We start from the raw sequence: 21,776 nt of genomic DNA, 5'->3' as shown, positions 1-21,776 counted from the left end.
CGTTCCTTTACGCCCTCCTTGCCGACAATCACTGCACACGCGGCAACACGCCGTAACTCGGAGAAATTCAATGAACATTCTGGACGGGGTGTCCCTGCTGCTGGCGGTGGGACTGTTCATTTATCTATTGGTCGCGTTGTTGCGCGCGGACCGGAGCTAGGAGCGGCTATGCACAGTTATGACTATTGGCTGATCCTGGCCTTTTTCGCCCTGGTGCTGATTCCTGCACCGTTCCTGGGACGCTTCTACTACAAGGTCATGGAGGGCCAGCGTACTTGGTTGTCGCCGGTCCTGGGGCCCGTGGAGCGTGGCTGTTATCGTCTCGCCGGGGTTGACCCCCACAGCGAGCAGAGCTGGCAGAAGTACACCCTGGCCTTGCTGGCGTTCAACCTCGCGGGCTTTTTGCTGTTGTTCACGATCCTGCTGTTGCAGAACTACCTGCCGCTCAATCCGCAGAATCTGCCGGGGCAGGAATGGACCCAGGCGTTCAATACCGCCGTCAGCTTCATGACCAACACCAACTGGCAGTCCTATAGCGGTGAAGCGACCCTCAGCTACCTGAGCCAGATGGTCGGCCTGACCGTGCAGAACTTTGTCAGCGCCGCCACCGGCCTGGCCGTGCTGGTTGCCTTGTGCCGCGGTATCGGGCGCAAGTCGGCCCACACCCTGGGCAACTTCTGGGTCGACATGACCCGCGCCACGCTCTACGGCCTGCTCCCGCTGTGCCTGCTGCTGGCGCTGTTCCTGGTCTGGCAGGGCGTGCCGCAAACTTTCGCCCAGTACGTGAGTGCGCTGACCCTGCAAGGCGTCGACCAGGTCATCCCCCTGGGGCCGGCCGCCAGCCAGATCGCGATCAAGCAACTGGGGACCAACGGCGGTGGTTTCTTTGGTGTCAACTCCGCGCACCCCTTCGAGAACCCCAGCGCCTGGAGCAACCTGTTTGAAGTCGGCTCAATCATTCTGATTCCGGCGGCACTGGTGTTCACCTTCGGCCATTACGTCAAGGACCTGCGCCAGAGCCGGGCGATCATCGCCTGCATGCTCGCGCTGTTCCTGATTGGCGGCAGCGTGTCGCTGTGGGCCGAATACCAGCCCAACCCGAGCCTGAACAATGCGGCCGTCGAACAAAGCGCGCCGCAAGAAGGCAAGGAAGCGCGTTTCGGTACCACCGCCACGGTGCTCTGGTCGGTGACCACCACGGCCGCGTCGAACGGCTCGGTGAACGGCATGCACGACAGCCTCAACCCGCTGAGCGGCATGGTCTCGATGATCAACATGATGGTCGGCGAAGTGATCTTCGGCGGCGTGGGTGCCGGCCTCTACGGCATGTTGCTCAACGTACTGATTGCGGTGTTCCTCGCCGGCCTGATGATCGGCCGGACCCCCGAATACCTGGGCAAGAAGTTGCAGGCCAAGGAAGTGCAGTTGCTGGTGGTGACCTTGCTGGTGATGCCGGTGGGTGTGCTGGTACTGGGTGCCCTGGCGGCCAGCCTGCCTGGCCCCATGGCCACCATCAGCAACCCGGGACCCCACGGCTTCAGCCAGTTGCTCTACGCCTACACCTCGGCCAGCGCCAACAACGGTTCGGCCTTCGCCGGCCTGGGTGCCAACACGCCGTTCCACAACCTGATGCTGGGCCTTGGCATGTTGATCGGACGCTTTGGCTACATCCTGCCCGTGCTGGCACTGGCCGGTAGCCTGGCGCAGAAAAAGGCCGCACCGATTGGCCAGAACAGCTTCCCGACCCATGGTCCGCTGTTCGTGACCCTGTTGACCGTGACCATTTTGCTGGTGGGTGGCCTGACATTCCTGCCGAGCCTGGCGCTGGGTCCGATTGCTGAACATTTGAGCCTGGGCTTCTGAGCCACTGTATAGGAGCTGGATGATGAATATGCCCGCAACCAAACCCGTGGCCGCCAAGGCCCCGGAGCAACCAAAAACCGCAATCTCGGCTCTGTGGCGGCCGGCGCTGGTGCAAGCCTTCGTCAAGCTCGACCCGCGCCAGCTCAAGCGCTCGCCAGTGATGCTGGTGGTCGAACTCACGGCGATCCTCACCACGGTCTTGTGCTTCATCCCGGACACTGCGGTGCCGACCTACGTCGCCGCGCAAATTGCCCTGTGGCTGTGGTTCACCGTGCTGTTCGCCAACTTTGCCGAAGCCCTGGCCGAAGGTCGTGGCAAGGCCCGCGCCGACAGCCTCAAGGCTGGCAGTGAAGGCCTGAGTGCGCGACGCAAGAAGGCCGATGGCAGCTTTCAGGTAGTGCCCGCCGCCAACCTGCGCAAAGGCGATGTGGTGCGTGTCGAGGCCGGGGAAATGATCCCGGGGGACGGTGAGGTGATCGAAGGCATCGCCGCCGTCAACGAGGCGGCGATTACCGGTGAGTCCGCCCCGGTGATCCGCGAATCCGGGGGTGATCGCTCGGCGGTCACCGGCAATACCCGGCTGGTGTCCGACTGGCTGCTGGTGCGCATCACCGCTAACCCCGGTGAGTCGACACTGGACCGGATGATCGCCCTGGTCGAAGGCGCCAAGCGCCAGAAAACCCCGAACGAAGTGGCGCTGGATATCCTGCTCATCGGCCTGACCATGATTTTCCTGGTGGTGGTCGTGACCTTGCAACCTTTTGCCCACTTCGCCAATGGCAACCTGCCGCTGGTGTTCCTGGTGGCGCTGCTGGTGACGTTGATTCCCACCACCATCGGTGGCTTGCTGTCGGCCATCGGGATTGCCGGCATGGACCGCCTGGTGCGGCTCAACGTGATCGCCAAGTCCGGCCGTGCCGTGGAAGCGGCGGGTGACGTGCATGTGCTGTTGCTGGACAAGACCGGCACCATCACCTTCGGCAACCGGCGTTGCGCGGCCATCTATGCGGCGCCTGGGGTCAGCGCCAAGGAACTGGCCGAAGGGGCGTTGTTCGCCTCGCTGGCGGACGACACGGCCGAAGGCAAATCGATCGTCGAGTACCTGCGCGGACTTTATCCACAGCCTGAGCCTGCCGCCGAAGCAGTGACCGGCGTGCCATTCAGCGCCGAAACCCGGTTGTCCGGGGTCGATTATCAAGGACGCGTCTACCGCAAGGGCGCGGTGGATTCACTGCTGGCCTTTGTCGGTCAGGAGCGTGCCGACCTGCTGCCACCGATGTCGCGGGAAATCGACAAGATCGCCCAGAGCGGCGGCACGCCGTTGCTGGTCTGCGCCGACGGTCGACTGCTGGGCGCGATTCACCTCAAGGACGTGGTCAAGCCCGGGATTCGCGAGCGTTTTGCCGAACTGCGCAAGCTGGGGATCCGCACCGTCATGGTGACCGGTGACAACCCGCTGACCGCGGCGGCGATTGCTGCGGAGGCAGGCGTCGATGATGTGCTGGCCGAAGCCACGCCGGAGAAAAAGCTGGCGCGCATCCGTCAGGAACAGAACGACGGCCGTCTGGTGGCCATGTGTGGTGACGGCGCCAACGACGCCCCGGCCCTGGCCCAGGCTGACGTTGGCATGGCGATGAACGATGGCACCCAGGCGGCACGTGAAGCGGCCAACATGGTCGACCTCGACAGCGACCCGACCAAGTTGCTGGACGTGGTGCAGATCGGCAAGGAGTTGCTGGTGACGCGCGGGGCGCTGACCACCTTTTCCATCGCCAACGACGTGGCCAAGTATTTCGCCATCCTGCCGGCACTGTTCGCGGCGATTTATCCACAGCTTGGGGTGCTCAACATCATGCACCTGAGCAGCCCGCAGAGCGCGATTCTCTCGGCCATCGTTTTCAACGCCTTGATCATCGTTGCGTTGATTCCACTGGCCTTGCGTGGGGTGCGGGTGCAGGCCGCCAGCGCCGCCCATCTGCTGCGCCGCAACCTGCTGATCTACGGCGTGGGCGGGCTGGTGGTGCCATTCGTGGGCATCAAGTTGATCGACCTGCTGCTGACCGCCTTGCATCTGGTGTAACGGACCTGCGCCACGCCTGGTGCGTGGCGTTTTAACTGAATTGAGGGGTGTGACATGTCCACAATGATTCGCCCGGCCTTGAGCCTGCTAGTTCTGATGACTCTGATTACCGGCGTCGCTTATCCACTGGTAGTGACCGGCGTGGCCCAGGTCGCCTTCCCGGACCAGGCCAATGGCAGCCTGGTGCGTGATGCCGATGGCAAAGTGCGCGGCTCGTCGTTGATCGCCCAGGATTTCGTCGGTGATGCCTGGTTCCATCCACGGCCGTCGGCGGGGGCCTTTGCCACCGTTTCCAGCAGCGCCAGCAACCTGGCACCGAGCAACCCGGCGCTGGCTACGCGGGTCATCGATGAGGCCAACAAACTGTTGGTCCCCGGCCAGGGCCCGGTGCCATTGGCGTTGCTGACCACTTCCGGCAGCGGCCTCGATCCGCACTTGCCTCCGGACGCGATTGCCTATCAACTGGCGCGGGTTGCCGCTGCGCGAAATGTGCCGGTGGCGACGTTGCGCCAATTGCTCAACGCGCATATCGAACGGCCGCTGGTAGGCCCACCGGTGGTCAATGTGCTGCAATTGAACCGGGCGCTTGAGCAGTTGCCGTTGTAGGCGCTGTCGGGCCTGCGCAGACAAACCGAGCGACACCCCCCAATCACCTGAATGAAGAGCCTCCCATGAGCGACTCCGGCCGCGCCGATGCACTGCTAGCCGATCTGCCCCACGACGGCCGCGGCCGGCTCAAGGTCTTTCTCGGCGCGGCGCCCGGCGTCGGCAAGACCTACGCCATGCTGCAGGCCGCTCATAGCCAGTTGCGCCAGGGGGTGAAGGTCATGGCCGGGGTGGTGGAAACCCACGGCCGCGCGGAGACCGAGGCCTTGCTCGGCGGATTGCCGCAACAACCGTTGCTGCGCTCGGAATACCGTGGGGTGATGCTCGAGGAGATGGACCTCGACGGCCTGCTCAAGGCCCGGCCAAAGCTGGTGCTGGTGGACGAACTGGCCCACAGCAATGCCCCCGGCAGTCGCCACGCCAAGCGTTGGCAGGACATCCAGGAGCTGCTGTCGGCCGGTATCGATGTCTACACCACGGTCAACGTCCAGCACCTGGAAAGCCTCAATGACCAGGTGCGCGGCATCACCGGCGTACAAGTGCGCGAGACCCTGCCCGATTGGGTGCTGCAGGAAGCCTACGAGCTGTTGCTGATCGACTTGCCGCCCCGTGAGCTGCTCGAGCGCCTGCGTGACGGCAAGGTCTATGTACCCGAGCAGGCACGGGCGGCGATCGATGCGTTCTTCACCCAGACCAATCTCACCGCGTTGCGCGAGCTGGCGATGCAAACCGCAGCGGCCCAGGTCGACGACGACCTCAGCCGTGGCTATCGGCAGTTGGGCCAGGCCGCGCCGGCAGTGCGGGGACGCTTGCTGGTGGGGGTCGACGGCGATGCCCAGGCCGAACGCCTGGTGCGTCACGCCAGTCGGGTGGCCCAGCGGCGGCATTTGCCGTGGAGCCTGGTGCATGTGGACAACGGCAGCGCCAGAGATGAACAGTCGCGCTTGCGCCTGCAAAGCGCCCAGCAGTTGGCCGAACGGTTGGGCGGCGAAGTGGTGTTGCTGCGTGCCGGCGAAGTGGCCAAGACCCTGATTCAGCACGCCGCCGAGCGGCGTGCCAGCCTGGTGCTGGTCGGCCAGTCTCGACCACGTTGGCGTCGGCGGCTGTTTGGCGGCGGGCTGGCCTCACGCCTGTTGCGTAATGCCCGTGGCCTGGAAATCAACGTACTGGACAGCGATGAGCAACAGCACGCACCGCGCCAGCGTTCGCCCCAGGCCCTGGTCTGGTTCGACTACGCCCTGGCACCGCTGGCCACCCTGTTGGCCTGCGGCCTGGCGTGGGCCGTCTCGAGCCTGCTGCCCCTGCCGAACATCTCCCTGGTCTTTCTTGCGGCAGTGCTGCTGGTGGCGGTGCGCAGTAGTCTGGGGCCGGCGCTGGTGTGCGCTGCACTGTCGTTCCTGACCTACGATTTTCTGTTTATCCCACCCAACTTCTCGTTTGCCATCCAGCGCGAAGAAGACGTGCTGACCTTGCTGTTTTTCCTGCTGATGGCGGCGCTCACCGGCAACCTCGCCGCCCGCCAGCGGCGGCAATTGCAGGCACTGCGTGATACTCAGCAAGAGACCAGCGAGCTGCTGGACCTGTCGCGCAAACTCACGGCCGCAACTGACCGTCAGGCCGTGGTCAGTGCGGCGGCGCAGCACCTTGTGGGCTGGAATGATCTGCAGTTGTGCCTGGTCAATCGTGACGCCCAGGGCGGCTGGAAGGTGGAAACCGGCGGGCCGTTGCAGTTTTCCGAAGCCGAGCGCGCGGCCGCCGAATGGGCCTGGCAACACGATCAGCCGGCGGGCAAGGGCACGGGAACCTTGCCGTTCGGTCGCTGGTGGTGGTGGCCGTTGTCGGTCGATGACGGCCCGCTGGGCCTGCTCGGCGTGTGCCCGCGCGAAGACGAGCCGCTCAGCGGCCAACGGCGGCGCTTGCTGACGGCGCTGAGCCAGCCCCTGGCCCAGGCCCTGGCCCGCGCCCAATTGGCCGAAGACCTGGAGGCAGCGCGCCTGCACGGTGAAACCGAACAACTGCGCAGCGCCTTGCTGGCGTCGGTGTCCCACGACCTGCGCACGCCGCTGACGTCCATGCGCGGCAGCATCGACAGCCTGCTGGCGCTGGGCGAGGCGATCCCGCTGGAGGATCGTCGCGAACTGCTGGAAGGCACGCGCGATGAAGCCGAGCGGCTGGACCGCTATATCCAGAACCTGCTGGACATGACCCGACTGGGCCATGGCGCGCTGAAGCTGGCGCGCGACTGGGTGTCGCCGGCCGATATCGTTGGCAGTGCGCTCAATCGCTTGCGCGCGGTGCTGGCGCCGTTGCAGGTCGCTGTCGAGGTGCCGGCCGAACTGCCGCTGCTGTTCGTGCACGCGGCGCTGATCGAACAGGCGCTGGTCAATGTGCTGGAAAACGCCGCACGTTTTTCCCCGGTCCAGGGCCATCTGCAACTGAGTGCCGGGGCGACGGACAGCGAGCTGTATTTCTCGGTGAGTGACGAAGGCCCGGGGATCCCGGAAGAGGAGCGGGCGAAGATCTTCGATATGTTCTACACCGCCGCCCGCGGGGATCGGGGCGGGCAGGGCACGGGGCTGGGCCTGGCGATCTGTCAGGGCATGGTCGGAGCCCACGGCGGGCGCATCAGCGTTGGCGATGGCATCAATGGCCATGGCACCTGCATCACCCTGCACCTGCCGTTGCAGGCACAACCGGGGTTGGAAAGTGAAGCCTGAGGCGAGCTGCGCTACTCTGTCGCCAGTTCTTTATGTTGAATGGAAATCATGAGCCAGACTACGACCATCCTGGTCATCGACGATGAGCCGCAGATCCGCAAGTTCCTGCGCATCAGCCTGGCTTCCCAGGGCTACAAAGTGCTGGAAGCCGGCACGGGCAGCGAAGGCCTGGCCCAGGCTGCGCTGAACAAACCGGACTTGCTGGTGCTCGACCTCGGTCTACCGGACATGGATGGCCAACAGGTCCTGCGCGAGTTTCGCGAGTGGTCGAAGGTGCCGGTGCTGGTGTTGTCGGTGCGTGCCAGCGAGGGGCAGAAAGTCGAAGCCCTGGACGGTGGCGCCAACGACTACGTGACCAAGCCGTTCGGCATCCAGGAATTCCTCGCCCGTATCCGGGCCCTGTTGCGCCAGGCTCCTGCTGGCCAGGCGCCGGAAGCAGCGCTGACCATCGGCCCGCTGACGGTGGACCTGGCGTACCGCCGCGTCCTGCTCGACGGCGTCGAAGTGGCGCTGACCCGCAAGGAGTACGCAGTGCTGGCGCAACTGGCACGCCACGCCGGACGGGTCATCACCCAGCAGCAACTGCTCAAGGACATCTGGGGCCCGACCCATGTCGAGGACAGTCACTACCTGCGGATCGTGGTGGGGCACTTGCGCCAGAAACTGGCGGACGACCCGACCCGACCACGGTTCATCCTGACCGAGGCAGGGGTGGGGTATCGGTTGTTGAGCGACGCGTGAACCTTGTCCCGTCAGCGGATGCTCAATCGCGCTCACTTTCGTAACGGTCCAGGGTGTCCCGGGCAATCTCCCGGCCCAGGGCGATCAATTCCGGGGCTTTGTAGAACTCGAAGAACCGGCAGACGCGCTTTGGCACGTTGATCAGGATGTCCGGTGGATAACCGGCAATCTTGTACTGCGCCAGGGAGGTTTGCATGACCTCGAAACTCTGGTTGATCAGGTCGAGCAGGGAGGCCGGGCCGACGTTGTCGATGATGAACGAGCCGGTTGCCGACTTGGGTGCCCCTTCGGTTTCGGGTGCGGCTGCGGGTTGCTGGGCCTCGGGTTCGGCGCCTTCGAGCCAGGGGTTGATCTCGGCGGCTTCGCTGCGCAACGCTTCCTGCTCCAGCAGGAGCAATTGTTCGGCCTGCTTGCGACGGAACGGCAGGTGCGAGCCGAGGGAGTTGATCAGGCTGTCGAAGCGGCTTTTGAACGCGGCGGGGCGCTGGATCACCGGCAGCTGATAGTGCTTCTGGTTGGTGGAGTTGAGGTTGACCGCGATGATCAGGTCACAGTGGCTGGAGACCACGGGGACGATCGGCAGCGGGTTGAGCAAGCCACCGTCCACCAGCATGCGATTGCCCTGCATCACCGGGGTGAACAGGCTCGGAATGGCCGCCGAGGCACGCATGGCCTGGTGCAGGCAGCCTTCCTGGAACCAGATTTCCTGCTGGTTGGTCAGGTCGGTGGCCACGGCGGTGTAGGGAATGCGCAGCTCTTCGATATTGATCTCGCCGACGATCTTGCGGATCTGCCCGAAGACTTTTTCGCCGCGTATGGCCCCCAGGCGAAAACTCACGTCCACCAGGCGCAGCACATCGAGGTAGTCCAGGCTTTCAATCCAGTCACGGTACTCCTCGAGTTTGCCAGCGGCGTAGATGCCGCCCACCACGGCCCCCATGGAACAACCGGCGATGCAGGCGATGTCGTAGCCTCGTCGTTCAATTTCTTCGATGACCCCGATATGGGCATAGCCCCGGGCGCCACCGGAGCCGAGCACCAGTGCGACACGCTTTTTCATGTAGTTGATCCTTCGCCAAACAGGTTTTAACAATGCACCCTTTCAGGGGCGTGCTTCAATCACACAGACACAAGCAGTCGTTTTTTCGACACTGGATGACGGCGCATGGGTATTCTCGCCGACGCTATAGTTTCCAGCGATGGGCCAAGGCACTTTTACCTGCGTTGACCGTCATACCCTGCACGATTGTATTTCTACCTTGAGGTGTCATTGATGAAAGCATGGATCTGTCTGCCATTGATTGCGTTGGTCCTGGCCGGTTGCGCGGGCAAGACGGCGTATCGCGATAGCTGCGCCAGCCAACTGGATTCCGCTTGGAAAGAGCTGGACCTGGCCAAGGCCGAAGGATTCGCCGGCACCGTGAGTTACTCCAAGGCCCTGTCGCTGCTGACCGGGGCCAAGACCCAGCAACAATTCGAAGCCTTCGAAGGCTGCGCCAACAAGGCCGAGAAAGCGCGCTTCTATATCCGCGAATCCCGCGCCGGTCGCTAACCATCCATGACCTGGCGCAATACCGACAGCCGTTGTTGCGCCTAGCGTAGAGTGGTGAGGATGAGTGGGTTGACTGGGGAGAACGGGATGTCTGCGTTGGTGGATCGATTGGTGGCTCAAGTATTGGGCGTGCATGTGCGTTTGCTGGCTTGCCAGGCCCGCCTGAGTGCCAGCACCGACCCGGAGGCATTGCATGACTTGCGCACCACGGTGCGCCGGTTACGCAGCCTGTTGCGCCCCTTGCGTGGCTTGCCCGGCGTCGAGCAACTGGAAGCGGCAGCGGCGGGCGTGGGCACCTTGACCACGCCGATGCGTGACCGCGAAGTGTTGGCCGCCTATCTGCTCAGCCACGGGCAAACCGCAGCGGCCGAGCAACGCATTCGGCAGATGGCCCAAGCCTACCCGGCGGTGGCCGGCAGTCCCCAGTTGGCGCAGTTGTTGATGGTGCTCGATGCCTTCCCTCGGTTCCTGCGCGCCTCCCAGCGCCAGGGGCTGCTCAAGCGCCTGCGAGCACGCATCGAGAAGCGTCTGGCCAAGCAGTGGCATAGCCTGGACAAGACCCTGCACGATCCGGCCCATGACCGTCATCGCCTGCGCTTGCTGATCAAGCGCGTGCGCTACGCCATCGAAGCCTATCCGGAGCTGGATCGTTTGCCCAAGGCCGCCATGCCACGGCTCAAGGCGGCGCAGGCAGCGCTGGGCGACTGGCACGATTGCTGGCAATGGTTGGCCAGGGCCGAGCATGAGTCCGATCTGCTGCCCTGCGTGGCGGTTTGGCAACAGACCATGAGCAAGGCCGAGGCGCGTGCCGATCAAGTGCTCGACAGGCTGAGCGCCGCCTGCTTCAAGTCTTGAATCCAGCGCCGGCGTTATGCATTGCCAAGTCCAATGAACGTCCTGCGGCCGTCGACGCCGCCTCGCGCTGCTCGGCAGCGGCTACGAGGGCGGCCTATCTGTCAGGCACTTTGGCCGGAATAGGTGCTGTATAGAGCGCTTGGGCTGGTTAAGATCCTGCAGTCCTTTCCCCTGACTTGAGGTTGCCATGCGCTTTAGCGAATTACTCGACGCCGTGCGCCGTTCCCCTGATGAACTGGTCATTCCGGCGCAGTGGGCGCAGGGTCGCGCCAGTTTTGGTGGGCTGGTCGCCGCCTTGCAGTACGAAGCCATGCGCGCCAGGGTCCCGGCAGAGCGCCCGGTGCGCTCGCTGGCGATCACCTTTGTCGGCCCGGCCGAGCCCGGCGTGCCGATCCGTTTTGACGTCGAGGTGCTGCGCGAAGGCAAGGCGGTCAGCCAGGTGCTGGGGCGAGCGGTGCAGAACGGTCAGGTGGTGACGCTGGTCCAGGGCAGCTTCGGCGCCTCGCGACCATCCGAGGTCGAGGTGCTGGCCGCACCCGCGCCGGCGATGAAGCATTGGGACGAGTGCCAGGAGCTGCCATACATCAAAGGTGTGACGCCGGAGTTCATGCGCCACCTGGCGATGCGCTGGAGCATCGGCGGCTTGCCTTTCACCGGCAATAAGTCGCGCGACATGGGCGGCTGGGTGCGTTTGCGTGACGAAGCCAATGCCGAAGTGGTGAGCGAGGCGCACATCCTGGCGCTGGTGGATGCCTGGCCCCCGGCCTTGTTGCCACACCTGAACAAGCCAGCGGCCGGCAGTACGCTGACCTGGACCATCGAGTTCGTACAACCATTGCTGGCCCTGAGCACCCTGGACTGGTGCAAGTACTCTGTAGAGATCGAACACGCCCGTGATGGCTACGGCCATGCCGCTGCCGCCTTATGGAGCCCCGAGGGCCAATTGATTGCCCTGAGCCGCCAGACGGTGACGATCTTCGCCTGATGTCAGCGGCGGTGACGTTCGCGCCAGGCGCGCCACCAGCCGCCGCTCAAGACATACCGCGGGAAGGTCAGGAACTGCTCGACCAGCAGCCGCGAGACAGCATCCTTGCGATCAGTAAAGGGTTCGGCCGCCTGGGCTTCCAGGCTGTGACCGTGGCGCTGCAGGCCCAGCGCGGCCAGCAAGCCGATCACGCCAATGGCGACATTGGCCAGGCTCAGGCTGAACACCCCGGAGACGATCAGCAAAAAGCCCAGGATGAACAGCGGCACGGCAATCAGGTGCAGAACCAGGTTGGTCGGGTGCTGGTGATTGTTCGGGTATGCCCGCCATTGCCAGGCGGGAAGATTGGGGTGACGTTTGCCCATGAAGGTACTCCTCGATCCGTGTACAACACATGATTGAAGAATAGGTCGGGTCCTGACAGGCGGCGAATCAAGGTTGGCTATCGAGGTGATAGCCCCCCCTCCGTGAGAGTACCTAAAGCTTGAGTTGGCCGATGGCCTGGTTCAGTTCACCGGCCAGCTTTGCCAGCTCATCGCTGGTGCTGGCCGAGTCCAGGGTCTGCGCCACGGTGTTTTCGGTCACGTCGCGGATGCTCACCACCGCGCGATTCATCTCTTCAGCCACCTGGCTCTGCTGCTCGGCAGCCACGGCAATCTGCGTGTTGCTTTCACGCATCTGCGCCACGGCGCTGGTGATTTTTGCCAGGGCGCTGCCCGCCTCCTGCGCCTGCTGCACGCAGTCGTCAGCCTTGAAGGAGCTATCCTGCATGAAGTCCACGGCGTCGCGGGTGCCCGCTTGCAGGGCCGAGACCATGCGTGTGATTTCATCGGTCGAGGCCTGGACCCGCTTGGCCAGGCTGCGCACTTCGTCGGCGACCACCGCAAACCCCCGGCCCATCTCACCGGCGCGGGCCGCTTCGATGGCGGCGTTGAGGGCCAGCAGGTTGGTTTGCTCGGCGATGCTGTGGATCACGCCAACCACGCCGTTGATCTTCTGGCTGTCCTCGGCCAGGCGCTGGATCATTGCGGCAGTCTGCTGCACGCCGGTGGACAGCCCGGCAATGGAGTGCTGCACGCGACTGACCACCTGCTGGCCGCTGCCTGCCAGGTCGTCGGCGGTTTGCGACAGGTCCCGCGTTGCGCCGGCATGCTGGGCGATGTGGTAAACGGTGGCGGACATTTGATTGATCGCGGTGGCGGCCTGATCGGTTTCACTTTGCTGGCCGAGCATGCCCTGACGGACATCGTTCATGCTGTTGGCCAGGCGCGCTGCACCGACATCCAGTTGGCGCGCGGTGTGGGCGACGGTATTGACCACGCGCTGGTAGCCGGCCTGCATGGCATTGAACGCACTGGCCATCTGACCCACTTCATCGGCGCATGACAGCGGCACCCGAGCGGACAGGTCACCGGTCTTCTCGACATGCAACATGACATCCTTGAGGGTGTTGAGCTGGCTGAGCAGAAAGCGGATCAACAGCTGCGAGGCGCCGAGCATCGCCAGCATCAGGATCAACACCGCCGCCGCGTAGTTGACGAAGCGATCGGCAAATACCTGGGTCAGGCTCGGGCCGTAGGCCAGGACGGCAGTGCGTTCGCCATTGCCCCGCGACAGGACCTCGGCACCGATCAGCAGATGGTCGCCGAACAACGGCATGGCATTGATCGAGACCCAGCCGCTGGCATTGCTCAATTGCGGCAACGGCCGCTCGTCGAGCGTGGGAATCTGCCCCGAGCTGAAGTTCAGCAGCGCGTCATTAGCCGGCAACGGCTGGGTGGCGGGCCAGGCTCGGAGCAATTGCGCTTGCGCGCCAGCGGCCTGCCGAGCGGCCTCGCTGCGCGCCTGTTGCTCCAGTTGCACGGCGTACAGCACCAGCAGCAGGGTGGTCACGAAGGCGACGGCATTGACCGCCCAGAACTTGTATTTCAGCGAGATATTGCTAAGCCAGGCACCCATGGAGGTCTTCTCTGATAGCGGAAACAACATTGGCAAGGTGCCATCATTGTGCCGCTATCGAGGGGCGCCGGTGTTGATGTGGGTCAAGTCAGCAGTGGGTAGGGCTGGGCAAGCCGAAAAACGCCCGGGCACAGGCCGTGCTGTGGGCTGCCAGGTCTTCCAGGCTCTCGCCCCGATGCAGGGCCACTTCGCGCAGGACTTCGGGCAAGTAGGCCGGCTCATTGCGTCCATTCTTCGGTTTGGGCCGCAGGCTGCGCGGCAACAGGTAGGGTGCATCGCTCTCGAGCATCAGGCGGCCGCGGGCAATGTCGCGTACCAGCGGGTGCAGATGGGTGCCACGGCGCTCGTCACAGATCCAGCCGGTAATGCCAATGTGCAAGTCCAGGTCGAGGTAACTGAACAGCGCCTTTTTTTCCCCAGTGAAGCAGTGCACCACGGCGGCCGGCAACTGGTCGCGGAAGTCGCGCAGGATCTCCAGCAGGCGCTGGCTGGCGTCTCGTTCATGGAGGAACACCGGCAACTGCAATTCGACCGCCAAGGCCAGATGTTCTTCCAGGACCTTTTCCTGCTGTGGGCGCGGTGAGAAGTCACGATTGAAATCCAGCCCGCATTCCCCCACGGCCCGCACGTTCGGTTCTTTCAGCAAACTGTGCAGGCGCCGCGCGCTGTCGGCATTCCAGTCGCTGGCCGAGTGTGGGTGAATACCGGCGGTGCAGAACAGGCGCTCGCCACTTTCGTCCAGTTGCTGGCACAGTTCCAGGGCCTGTTCGCTGCCCTCCACGCTAGTGCCGGTCAGCACCAGTTGGCAGACCCCTGCGGCGTAGGCGCGGTCCAGCACCGCCTGGTGTTTGCCGGCGAAACTGGGGTTGGTCAGGTTGACGCCGATATCGATGAGTTGCATGGTGCTACCCTGGGGATGCGGCCGGAAAGCATACCAGAGCTCAAGATTTATAAGAAAAACCAAGAACTACAACGAGTTAACGCTGTCTTTTGATGCCGCAGGAGCACGCCGACTGATTTTATCAGGCGCGCAGCCCGCTCTTTCGCCCGTTGCCAGCGCTTCAGGCGCTCTGTTTCTGTCGACCTGCTGCGCCTAATGTCGCGCAACGGGACAGTATTCTTTCCGGAGAACGGATGACGCGACTCCCGGCTTTATTCCTGTTGTGCCTGTCGCTGCTCGTGCCTTTGCCGGCACTGGCGCGCCTGGCCGGGCCCGTGGAGGCCGTACAGACGGGTAAGGTCCGCGACTTGGCGCAGATCCGCAGCAGCCGGGTACTGCGGGTGCTGGTCAATCAGAGCCGCAACAGTTCCGCGCAAGTCCAGGGCCAGAACATCGGCATGGAATACCATCGCCTGCGCGCTTTCGAGCAATACCTCAATGGCCATGCCCGTGATGGCCAGGAAATTTCCCTGAAGATCATTCCCAAGGCCAAGGACCAATTGCTCGGTGCGCTGCAACGTGGCGAAGGTGACCTGGTGGCCCCCGGCGAGCTGCTTGACGCCCAGGCAGCGCGGGCGGTCAGCGCCAGTGAGCCGATTGTCAGCAACGTGCCGTTACTGCTGGTCGGAATCAAGGGCGAACGGCGCTACACCCGTCTTGAACAGCTGTCGGGCAAAACCCTGGCGCTGCCCACTGGCAGTGCCGCCGGGGAGGCGATCAACCAGATCAACCAGAAACTCGCGCTGCACAAGTTACCGCCGGTGAAGATCGAGTGGGTAGACCCCAGCCTCGCCGTGGAGGATGTGCTGGAGATGGTCCAGGGCGGGATTTTTCACTTGACCATTGTCGAGCAACCCATTGCCGAGCGCTGGGGCAAGATCCTGCCCAAATTGCGTTTCGACCGGCAGGTACTGATCAGCGAGCCGGGCGAGGAGTTCTGGTTCGTGCATCGTGATGCCTCAATGCTGCGGGCCAGCATTGACCGCTTTCTCACCACCTACAAAGCCCCCTCCGACCAGGATGTGGCGTTCCAGCGGATCTATCGGCGCTTGTATCAGGTACGCAACCCGCTGGCCCGCAACGACCGGCAACGCTTGGAGAAAGTGCGCACGGTGCTGCAGAAACATGCCAGCGAACAAGGCCTGGATTGGCTGAACCTGGCGGCCCTGGCGTTCAAGGAATCGTCCCTGGAGCCCAGCGCCCGCAGCGGCAGCGGGCCGACCGGACTGATGCAGATCACGCCTTCGGCGGCGCAGCGGGTTGGGGTCAACAACATTCAATCCCTGGACAGCAATGTGCAGGCCGGTGCCCGGTACCTGGCGCTGATTCGGCGCAAGTTTTTTGCCAGCCCCAAGCTCAATGAGCGCGAGCGCATGGCGTTCATTCTCGCCGCCTACAACATTGGTCCGGAGCGGGTCCAGGGGATGCGTGCCGAGGCGCGGCGCCGTGGGTTGAACCCCAACCAGTGGTTCTTCCAGGTCGAGCGCATTGCCATGGAGCAGGTAGGGATGGGGCCTGTCAGCTATGTTAACAGTGTGAACAAGTACTACTTGGCCTATGACCGGGAGCGGGAGGCACTGGAGGCCCCGGGGCAGAAAGTTGCCAGTCGGAAATAATCAACTAAACTGATTGTTATGGCGGGTTTTTTGCGCTTTTAACATGAGTTTTACCGATTAATATGGCGACCAACCCACACACACTCACAATGGATGACAGAGCATGAGCACACTGATCAACAAGGTACTTTTCACCCGCGCCGGCTACGGTCTGACGGTCTTGCGGATCTTCGTCGGCGTGATCTTTGCCGCCCACGGTGCGCAAAAGCTGTTCGGCATGTTTGGCGGCTATGGCCTTGCCGGGACTGCGCAGTACATGGAAAGCCTGGGTCTGGCTCCGGGGCAGTTGATGGCGATCCTGGCGGGCGGTACCGAGTTCTTCGGCGGCCTGGCGCTGATCATCGGCTTGCTGGTGCGTCCGGCGGCCCTGGGCCTGACCTTCCTTTCGCTGGTGGCGATTTTTTCCGTGCACATCAGCAACGGCCTGTTCATGTCCAACAACGGCTACGAGTTTGCCCTGGCCTTGCTCGGCGGTAGCATCGCGGTCTTGTTTGAAGGTGCCGGCAAGCTGTCGGTGGATCGCGCCATCGCCGGTTAAGTGCTCTGGCTCACGACTAAGGCCCGCATACGCGGGCCTTTTTTGTTGCTGCGCATTCTTGACACTGTCCCGTCAGCTTCTCTAGGATGCTGCCATGCGCCGATTTAAACAGCTACTTGCGGGGCGCCAGGTGACTCAATCAGTTGCCGATAGAAGCCTTGAACAGGCTTTGAAGTACCGCTAAAGCGCTGGTTCGGTGTTGCCTCTCACCTGCCATGCAGATTTTTGAGGCTGAGACACGACAACATGAATGCACTGCACCCCTCTGTACGCCCCGCGCCGATCACGGCTCACCTGACCCAACGCAACCCGAAAATCCTCCTGGGCGGTAATCACCAGCCGACGCTGCTGCGTTATCTGGATGGCTGGCCACGTCGCAACGGTGGCCCGGCAGCGTTCCTGATCCAGTTTGTCGAAGACGGCGAATCGCTGGCGCGGTTTGCCAGTGACAGCTTTGACCTGGCTGTGATCCAGTCGCCTAGCGCTGAAGAAGCCGGTGAAATGATCCGCCAATTGACCCGTGTTGCTCGCCAGGGGCTGATTGCCCGTCGCTAGTCGTCAGGGGTAGTCGATGGCGGTGATGTACACGAACTGCTCGCCGTCCGGGGTCTGCACCCGCACCTCGGCATCCAGCGCTTTGCCGATCAGGGCCCGTGCCAGCGGTGAGTCGATGCTGATCAGGCCTTGCTTGAGGTCCAGCTCATCCGGGCCGACGATGCGATAACGCGACGTTTTGCCCTGTTCATCCTCGATGGTCACCCAGGCACCGAAATAGACCTTGTTCGGGTCGCTGGGTTTTTCGCTGACCACCTTGAGCGCTTCCAGGCGCTTGGTGAGAAACCTCACCCGGCTGTCGATCTCGCGCAGCATTTTTTTGCCATAGGTGTATTCGGCGTTTTCCGAGCGGTCGCCCTGGGCGGCGGCCTCGCTGACGGACTGGGTCACCTGGGGCCGGCGGACATGCCAGAGTTCGTGGAACTCGGCACGCATCCGCGCTTCGCCCTCGGGAGTAATGAGGGCGGTGCCGGCAGGACGGGGAGGGCGATAGCGGCTCATGACAAGGTCTTGTGCTGGGAAAGCACCGAGTCTATCAACCCTCGCGCAGGACTGTCAGGGGGCTGGCGTTCAATGCCCGGCGCGTACCGAAGACTCCGGCACCGCCGACCAGCAATGCACCGATCACCGGCAGCAACAGCAGCCACGGGTGGGGATGCCAGGCCAGGTCGAAGGCGTACCGGTACAGCACCAGGCTCACCAGCTCGCAGCCAATGGCCGCCAGTAGGCCGCTGACCGCACCCAGCAAGCCGAACTCGATCCGCCGGGCCTTGACCAGCAGTTGCCGTTCGGCCCCCAGTGCACGTAGCAAGGCCCCTTGGCGAATGCGTTCATCGAGGGTCGCCTGCAATCCGGAAAACAGCACGGCCATGCCCGCCGCCAGAACGAACAACAGCACGTACTCGACGGCCAGGGTGACCTGGCCCAGGATGCTGCGCAGCTGCGCCAGCAGGGCTTCGACTTGCAGGATGGTCACCGCCGGAAAGGCGCGCGACAGGTCGATGATCTGCTGATCGTGACCGGCTGCCAGGTAGAAACTGGTCAGGTAGGTCGCGGGCAGGTCCTGCAGGGTGCCGGGCTGGAAGATCATGAAGAAGTTCGGCTGGAAGTTGTCCCAGTTGATGCTGCGCAGGCTGGTGACCCGGGCTTCGCGGTTGACCCCGCCGACGGTGAACACCAGGTGGTCGCCGAGCTTGAGCTTCAGGCTCTCGGCAACCTTGCCCTCGACCGAGACCCCGGGCATGTCGTCGGACGGCTGGGCTGACCACCAATTGCCGGCGGTAATGCTGTTGCCCGCCGGCAGGTGCTCCGCCCAGGTCAGGCTGAGGTCGCGCTGGACCGCCCGATCACCCTGGGAGTCCTTGCTGACAATCCCCTGCACCGGTTCACCATTGATGCTGATCAGGCGTCCCGGCACCACCGGGTACAGCGGTGCGGATTGGGCGGAGAGTTCGATCAGGCGATCGGTGAAGGCCTGTTTGTCGGCCGGCAGGATGTTCAGGGCGAAATAGTTGGGCGCATTTTTTGGCAGTTGGTTCTGCCAGGTGTCGAGCAACTCGCCACGCAGCAGGGCGATCAACGCCATCGACAACAGGATCAGGCCAAAAGCCAGGGACTGACCGGCCGCCGCCAGCGGATGACGCAGCAATTGCCCCAGGCCCAGGCGCCAGGGCAGGGATGCCCGGGCCAGCAGGCGGCGCAGGCTTTTGAGCACCAGCAGCAACAAGCCGCCGAGGACCAGTGCGGCCAGTACGCCACCACCGAGCAGGGCGAAGGTCAGCACCAGATCCAGGCTCAGGCGCCACATGATCAGGCCCAAAGCGCCCAGGGCGGCGCCATAGACCATCCAGGTGCTAGAGGGGATGGGCAGCATGTCGCGACGCAGTACCCGCAGGGGCGGCACTCGGCCGAGGGCGGCGAGTGGCGGCAGGGCAAATCCGGCCAGGGCCACCAGCCCGGTGCCGATCCCGGCAATGGCCGGTAGCAGGCCTCCAGGCGGCACGTCGGTGGGCAGCAAGTCGCCGAGCAGGGCGAACAACCCCAGTTGGGCGAACCAGCCGATGAGGGCGCCACTGACGCTGGCGAGCAACCCCAGCACGGTCAGTTGCAGGCTGAACAGCACCAGGGTTTCCCGGCGGGACAACCCCAGGCAGCGCAACAAGGCACTGGCGTCGAAACGGCGGGTGGCAAAACGGGTCGCCGACAGCGCCACCGCGACCCCGGACAGCAGCACCGCCACCAGGCTTGCCATGTTCAGGTAGCGTTCGGCCTTGCCCAGCGCGCCACCGATCTGGCGATTGCCGTCGCGGGCATCCTGCAGGCGCTGGTTCGCCGCCAGGCCGGGCTTGAGTTGTTCGCGGTAGGTGGCCAGGGCGCTGGCATCGCCGCGCCAGAGTTCACGGTAGCTGACCCGGCTGCCGGGTTGCACCACGCCGGTGGCCGCCAGGTCGGCGAGGTTGATCATCACCCGCGGCGTGAGGCTGTAAAAATTGCCGGCACGGTCCGGCTCGTAGGTCAGGACGCGGCTCAGGCGCAGGGTCTTCATGCCGACATCGATGCTGTCGCCGATCTTCAGATCCAGTGCCGTCAGTAGCCGCGCCTCGACCCAGGCTTCACCCGGCTGCGGGCTGCCGCCGGCTTCTTCCGGGGCAAACGGCGCGGGTGCGCTTTTCAGTTGGCCGCGCAGTGGGTAGACCCCATCGGCGGCCTTGATGCTCGACAGCTGGATGCCCTGGTCGGTGGCGATGACGCTGGAGAACTCCACCACTTGGGCGTGTTGCAAACCCAGGTCCTTGCCGCTCTGGATCTGCTCGGGGCGGGCGGGTGAACTGCCTTCGAGCAACAGGTCGGCACCGAGAAATTCGGTGGCGCGCAACAGCATTGCGCCATTGAGGCGCGCGCCGAAATAGCCGATGGCGGTGCTGGCGGCCACGGCCACCAGCAGGGCGAAGAACAGCACTCGCAGTTCGCCGGCGCGGGCATCACGCAGCAATTGACGAATGGCCAGGCTGAACAGGCGCAACAGCGGCAAACGTGCCATCAAGGCTCCAGGGGGGCGACCAACAGGCCGGCTTCAAGGCGGATCAGGCGGTGACAGCGGTGCGCCAGGCGCTCATCGTGGGTGACCAGCACCAGGGTGGTGCCGTTTTCCTTGTTCAGTTCGAACAGCAGGTCGCTGATGTGTTCGCCGGTATGGGTATCGAGGTTGCCGGTGGGTTCATCGGCAAACAGCACATCGGGTTCGGCGGCAAATGCCCGGGCGATCGCCACGCGCTGCTGCTCGCCACCGGACAGCTGGCGCGGCGAATGACTCAGGCGCTTGCCCAGGCCGACCCGGCGCAGCAGTTCGGTGGCTCGTTCGCGGGCGTCCTTGCGACCATCGAGTTCCAGCGGCAGCATCACGTTTTCCAGGGCGTTGAGGCTGTCCAGCAATTGGAATGACTGGAACACGAAACCCACGTGCTCGGCGCGGATGCGCGCACGCTGGTCTTCATCCAGTTGGCTCAAGGCCTGGCCGGCCAGGGTGACTTCGCCGCTGCTGGGCAGGTCGAGGCCGGCGAGCAGGCCGAGCAGGGTGGATTTGCCGGAACCGGAACTGCCAACGATGGCCAGGCTGTCGCCCTTGTTCAGTTCCAGGCTGAGTTGGTGCAGGATGGTCAGTTCACCTTCCGCGCTGGGAACCACTTTGCTAAGGTTCCGCGCAGTGAGAATGCTTGCGCCCATGGAGAGTCCGATGCGTGTGTGGTTTTTGAGTGCTGGCCTGGCCTTGATGTGCATGGCCCAGAACGCAGCGGCGGGTACTGTCCTGATCGTTGGCGATAGTATCAGCGCGGCTTTCGGCATGGATACCCGGCAGGGGTGGGTATCGTTGCTGGAGCAACGGCTCAAGGACGAAGGTTTCACCACGACGGTGGTCAACGCGTCCATCAGTGGCGACACCAGTGCCGGTGGCCAGGCGCGGCTGCCAGCGCTGCTCGCAGCCCATAAGCCGGCGCTGGTGGTGCTGGAATTGGGGGGCAATGACGGCCTGCGTGGACAGCTGCCCACGCAATTGCAACAAAATCTTGCGTCGATGATCGACCAGTCCCGGGACAGTGGCGCCAAGGTGCTGTTGCTGGGCATGCAACTGCCGCCTAATTATGGTGTGCGGTATACCCAGGCCTTTGCCCAGGTCTACAGCAACCTGGCGACGGAAAAAAAGGTCGCGCTGGTGCCGTTTTTTCTCGAAGGCATTGGCGGTAAGCCCGAGCTGATGCAGGCCGATGGCATTCACCCGGCCGGTGCCGCACAGGGCAAGTTGCTGGAAAATGTCTGGCCAGCGCTAAAACCCCTGCTTTGATGCTTTTCTAGCGGCAGGCTTTCGGCTAATGTGGCGCCCCCCTGATCTGGAGCCCCCGATGCCGCGTCCTGCCTGGTCCCTGTTTGCCTACCAACTGATCGAGCCTGACGAGCAGCTGGATCTGTTCGCCTGCCAGGAAGTCCGGGTGCATCTGGTGACGCGTCAACTGGAGTTGGGCGGCTCGGCCGACCGTACCCTGTGCGGAACGTTGCTGCCGGCGCAACCGCGCTGGTCCAGCGTCGATCGCCGGGTATTCCAGGATCAGCGCCTGTGTTCATTGTGCCGGGCGATCCTGGAGTCGCAAAAACGCGGCACCTCGCCGATCTGGCCGGAGTTGCGTTTCGAGTTGTAACCTGCGGCGCAGCGACCGTCGCCCGGCTCCCCGAATCCGCGGACGGCGGTGTACAATCGCGGTTTTACCCCCTCTGTT

General features: G+C 63.8%; 21 protein-coding genes. 14 read left to right on the top strand and 7 right to left on the bottom strand.

Going from position 1 to position 21,776, the window contains the following annotated elements:
* The first annotated feature begins 70 nt into the window (after positions 1-70).
* From kdpF to H7995_RS22365, 6 genes are all read left to right on the top strand, one after another.
* Entirely contained in the window at positions 71-160 is a 90-nt protein-coding gene (gene kdpF / locus H7995_RS22390) for a K(+)-transporting ATPase subunit F (protein WP_095168066.1), read from the top strand.
* Between the two features lie 8 nt (positions 161-168).
* On the top strand, positions 169-1,863 hold the full coding sequence (kdpA, locus tag H7995_RS22385; protein ID WP_185818853.1) for a potassium-transporting ATPase subunit KdpA: 1,695 nt from the start codon (positions 169-171) through the stop codon (positions 1,861-1,863).
* Positions 1,864-1,885: 22 nt separating this feature from the next.
* Positions 1,886-3,943, top strand: a complete 2,058-nt coding sequence (gene kdpB, locus H7995_RS22380) for a potassium-transporting ATPase subunit KdpB (RefSeq protein WP_166590126.1) — start codon at positions 1,886-1,888, stop codon at positions 3,941-3,943.
* A gap of 54 nt (positions 3,944-3,997) precedes the next feature.
* The gene (kdpC, locus tag H7995_RS22375; protein ID WP_166590127.1) at positions 3,998-4,549 is read left to right on the top strand and encodes a potassium-transporting ATPase subunit KdpC; all 552 of its coding nucleotides are present in this window, start codon (positions 3,998-4,000) and stop codon (positions 4,547-4,549) included.
* A gap of 65 nt (positions 4,550-4,614) precedes the next feature.
* Positions 4,615-7,266, top strand: a complete 2,652-nt coding sequence (locus tag H7995_RS22370) for a sensor histidine kinase (protein WP_185818852.1) — start codon at positions 4,615-4,617, stop codon at positions 7,264-7,266.
* A gap of 48 nt (positions 7,267-7,314) precedes the next feature.
* Positions 7,315-8,007 (top strand): response regulator, encoded by a 693-nt coding sequence (locus H7995_RS22365; protein WP_166590129.1) that lies wholly within the window; start codon positions 7,315-7,317, stop codon positions 8,005-8,007.
* Positions 8,008-8,029: 22 nt separating this feature from the next.
* On the opposite strand, the gene H7995_RS22360 is transcribed toward H7995_RS22365, so the two are convergent.
* Complete coding sequence (locus tag H7995_RS22360; RefSeq protein ID WP_166590130.1) at positions 8,030-9,067, bottom strand: patatin-like phospholipase family protein; 1,038 nt, start codon at positions 9,065-9,067, stop codon at positions 8,030-8,032.
* Between the two features lie 213 nt (positions 9,068-9,280).
* On the opposite strand from H7995_RS22360, the gene H7995_RS22355 reads away from it, so the two are divergent.
* From H7995_RS22355 to H7995_RS22345, 3 genes are all read left to right on the top strand, one after another.
* Positions 9,281-9,559 carry a hypothetical protein gene (locus H7995_RS22355; protein ID WP_095168077.1) on the top strand — a complete coding sequence of 93 codons (279 nt, stop codon included), beginning with the start codon at positions 9,281-9,283 and terminating at the stop codon, positions 9,557-9,559.
* A gap of 87 nt (positions 9,560-9,646) precedes the next feature.
* On the top strand, positions 9,647-10,414 hold the full coding sequence (locus tag H7995_RS22350) for a CHAD domain-containing protein (protein WP_185818851.1): 768 nt from the start codon (positions 9,647-9,649) through the stop codon (positions 10,412-10,414).
* A gap of 187 nt (positions 10,415-10,601) precedes the next feature.
* Positions 10,602-11,399 (top strand): acyl-CoA thioesterase, encoded by a 798-nt coding sequence (locus H7995_RS22345; protein ID WP_166590132.1) that lies wholly within the window; start codon positions 10,602-10,604, stop codon positions 11,397-11,399.
* Positions 11,400-11,401: 2 nt separating this feature from the next.
* Here the strand turns inward: H7995_RS22345 and H7995_RS22340 are convergent, their stop codons facing one another.
* The 3 genes from H7995_RS22340 to H7995_RS22330 all read right to left on the bottom strand — a co-directional run bounded on the left by H7995_RS22340 (position 11,402) and on the right by H7995_RS22330 (position 14,259).
* Positions 11,402-11,764: a terminase gene (locus H7995_RS22340; protein ID WP_166590133.1), complete on the bottom strand. Its 363-nt coding sequence runs from the start codon at positions 11,762-11,764 to the stop codon at positions 11,402-11,404.
* A 112-nt stretch (positions 11,765-11,876) separates the two neighbouring features.
* Positions 11,877-13,358, bottom strand: coding sequence for a methyl-accepting chemotaxis protein (locus tag H7995_RS22335; RefSeq protein ID WP_185818850.1), 1,482 nt, complete (start codon positions 13,356-13,358; stop codon positions 11,877-11,879).
* 88 nt (positions 13,359-13,446) lie between these two features.
* The gene (locus H7995_RS22330) at positions 13,447-14,259 is read right to left on the bottom strand and encodes a TatD family hydrolase (protein WP_166590135.1); all 813 of its coding nucleotides are present in this window, start codon (positions 14,257-14,259) and stop codon (positions 13,447-13,449) included.
* A 233-nt stretch (positions 14,260-14,492) separates the two neighbouring features.
* Between H7995_RS22330 and H7995_RS22325 the strand changes: the two genes are divergently transcribed.
* The 3 genes from H7995_RS22325 to H7995_RS22315 all read left to right on the top strand — a co-directional run bounded on the left by H7995_RS22325 (position 14,493) and on the right by H7995_RS22315 (position 17,007).
* The gene (locus tag H7995_RS22325) at positions 14,493-15,914 is read left to right on the top strand and encodes an MltF family protein (protein ID WP_166590136.1); all 1,422 of its coding nucleotides are present in this window, start codon (positions 14,493-14,495) and stop codon (positions 15,912-15,914) included.
* Positions 15,915-16,017: 103 nt separating this feature from the next.
* Positions 16,018-16,452, top strand: coding sequence for a DoxX family protein (locus tag H7995_RS22320; RefSeq protein WP_166590137.1), 435 nt, complete (start codon positions 16,018-16,020; stop codon positions 16,450-16,452).
* 246 nt (positions 16,453-16,698) lie between these two features.
* On the top strand, positions 16,699-17,007 hold the full coding sequence (locus tag H7995_RS22315; RefSeq protein ID WP_095168092.1) for a hypothetical protein: 309 nt from the start codon (positions 16,699-16,701) through the stop codon (positions 17,005-17,007).
* A gap of 3 nt (positions 17,008-17,010) precedes the next feature.
* On the opposite strand, the gene greB is transcribed toward H7995_RS22315, so the two are convergent.
* From greB to H7995_RS22300, 3 genes are read right to left on the bottom strand one after another with little or no spacing between them, the layout of a single operon-like run.
* Entirely contained in the window at positions 17,011-17,508 is a 498-nt protein-coding gene (gene greB, locus H7995_RS22310; protein ID WP_095168093.1) for a transcription elongation factor GreB, read from the bottom strand.
* 34 nt (positions 17,509-17,542) lie between these two features.
* Positions 17,543-20,047, bottom strand: a complete 2,505-nt coding sequence (locus H7995_RS22305) for an ABC transporter permease (RefSeq protein ID WP_166590138.1) — start codon at positions 20,045-20,047, stop codon at positions 17,543-17,545.
* The gene (locus tag H7995_RS22300) at positions 20,047-20,730 is read right to left on the bottom strand and encodes an ABC transporter ATP-binding protein (protein ID WP_166590139.1); all 684 of its coding nucleotides are present in this window, start codon (positions 20,728-20,730) and stop codon (positions 20,047-20,049) included. Before H7995_RS22300 ends, H7995_RS22305 begins: the two co-directional genes overlap by 1 nt.
* 10 nt (positions 20,731-20,740) lie before the next feature.
* Between H7995_RS22300 and H7995_RS22295 the strand changes: the two genes are divergently transcribed.
* Together H7995_RS22295 and H7995_RS22290 are read left to right on the top strand one after the other, a co-directional pair.
* A complete protein-coding gene (locus H7995_RS22295; RefSeq protein WP_185818849.1) occupies positions 20,741-21,346 on the top strand; it encodes an arylesterase in 606 nt (201 codons plus the stop codon).
* Between the two features lie 58 nt (positions 21,347-21,404).
* Entirely contained in the window at positions 21,405-21,698 is a 294-nt protein-coding gene (locus H7995_RS22290; RefSeq protein WP_027620143.1) for a hypothetical protein, read from the top strand.
* The last annotated feature ends 78 nt before the right edge of the window (positions 21,699-21,776 follow it).

Source organism: Pseudomonas kielensis (genome assembly GCF_014236655.1).
GTDB lineage: Bacteria > Pseudomonadota > Gammaproteobacteria > Pseudomonadales > Pseudomonadaceae > Aquipseudomonas > Aquipseudomonas kielensis.
Note: the sequence above shows the minus strand (reverse complement) of the source record. Positions and strands in the feature narration are given on the sequence as shown.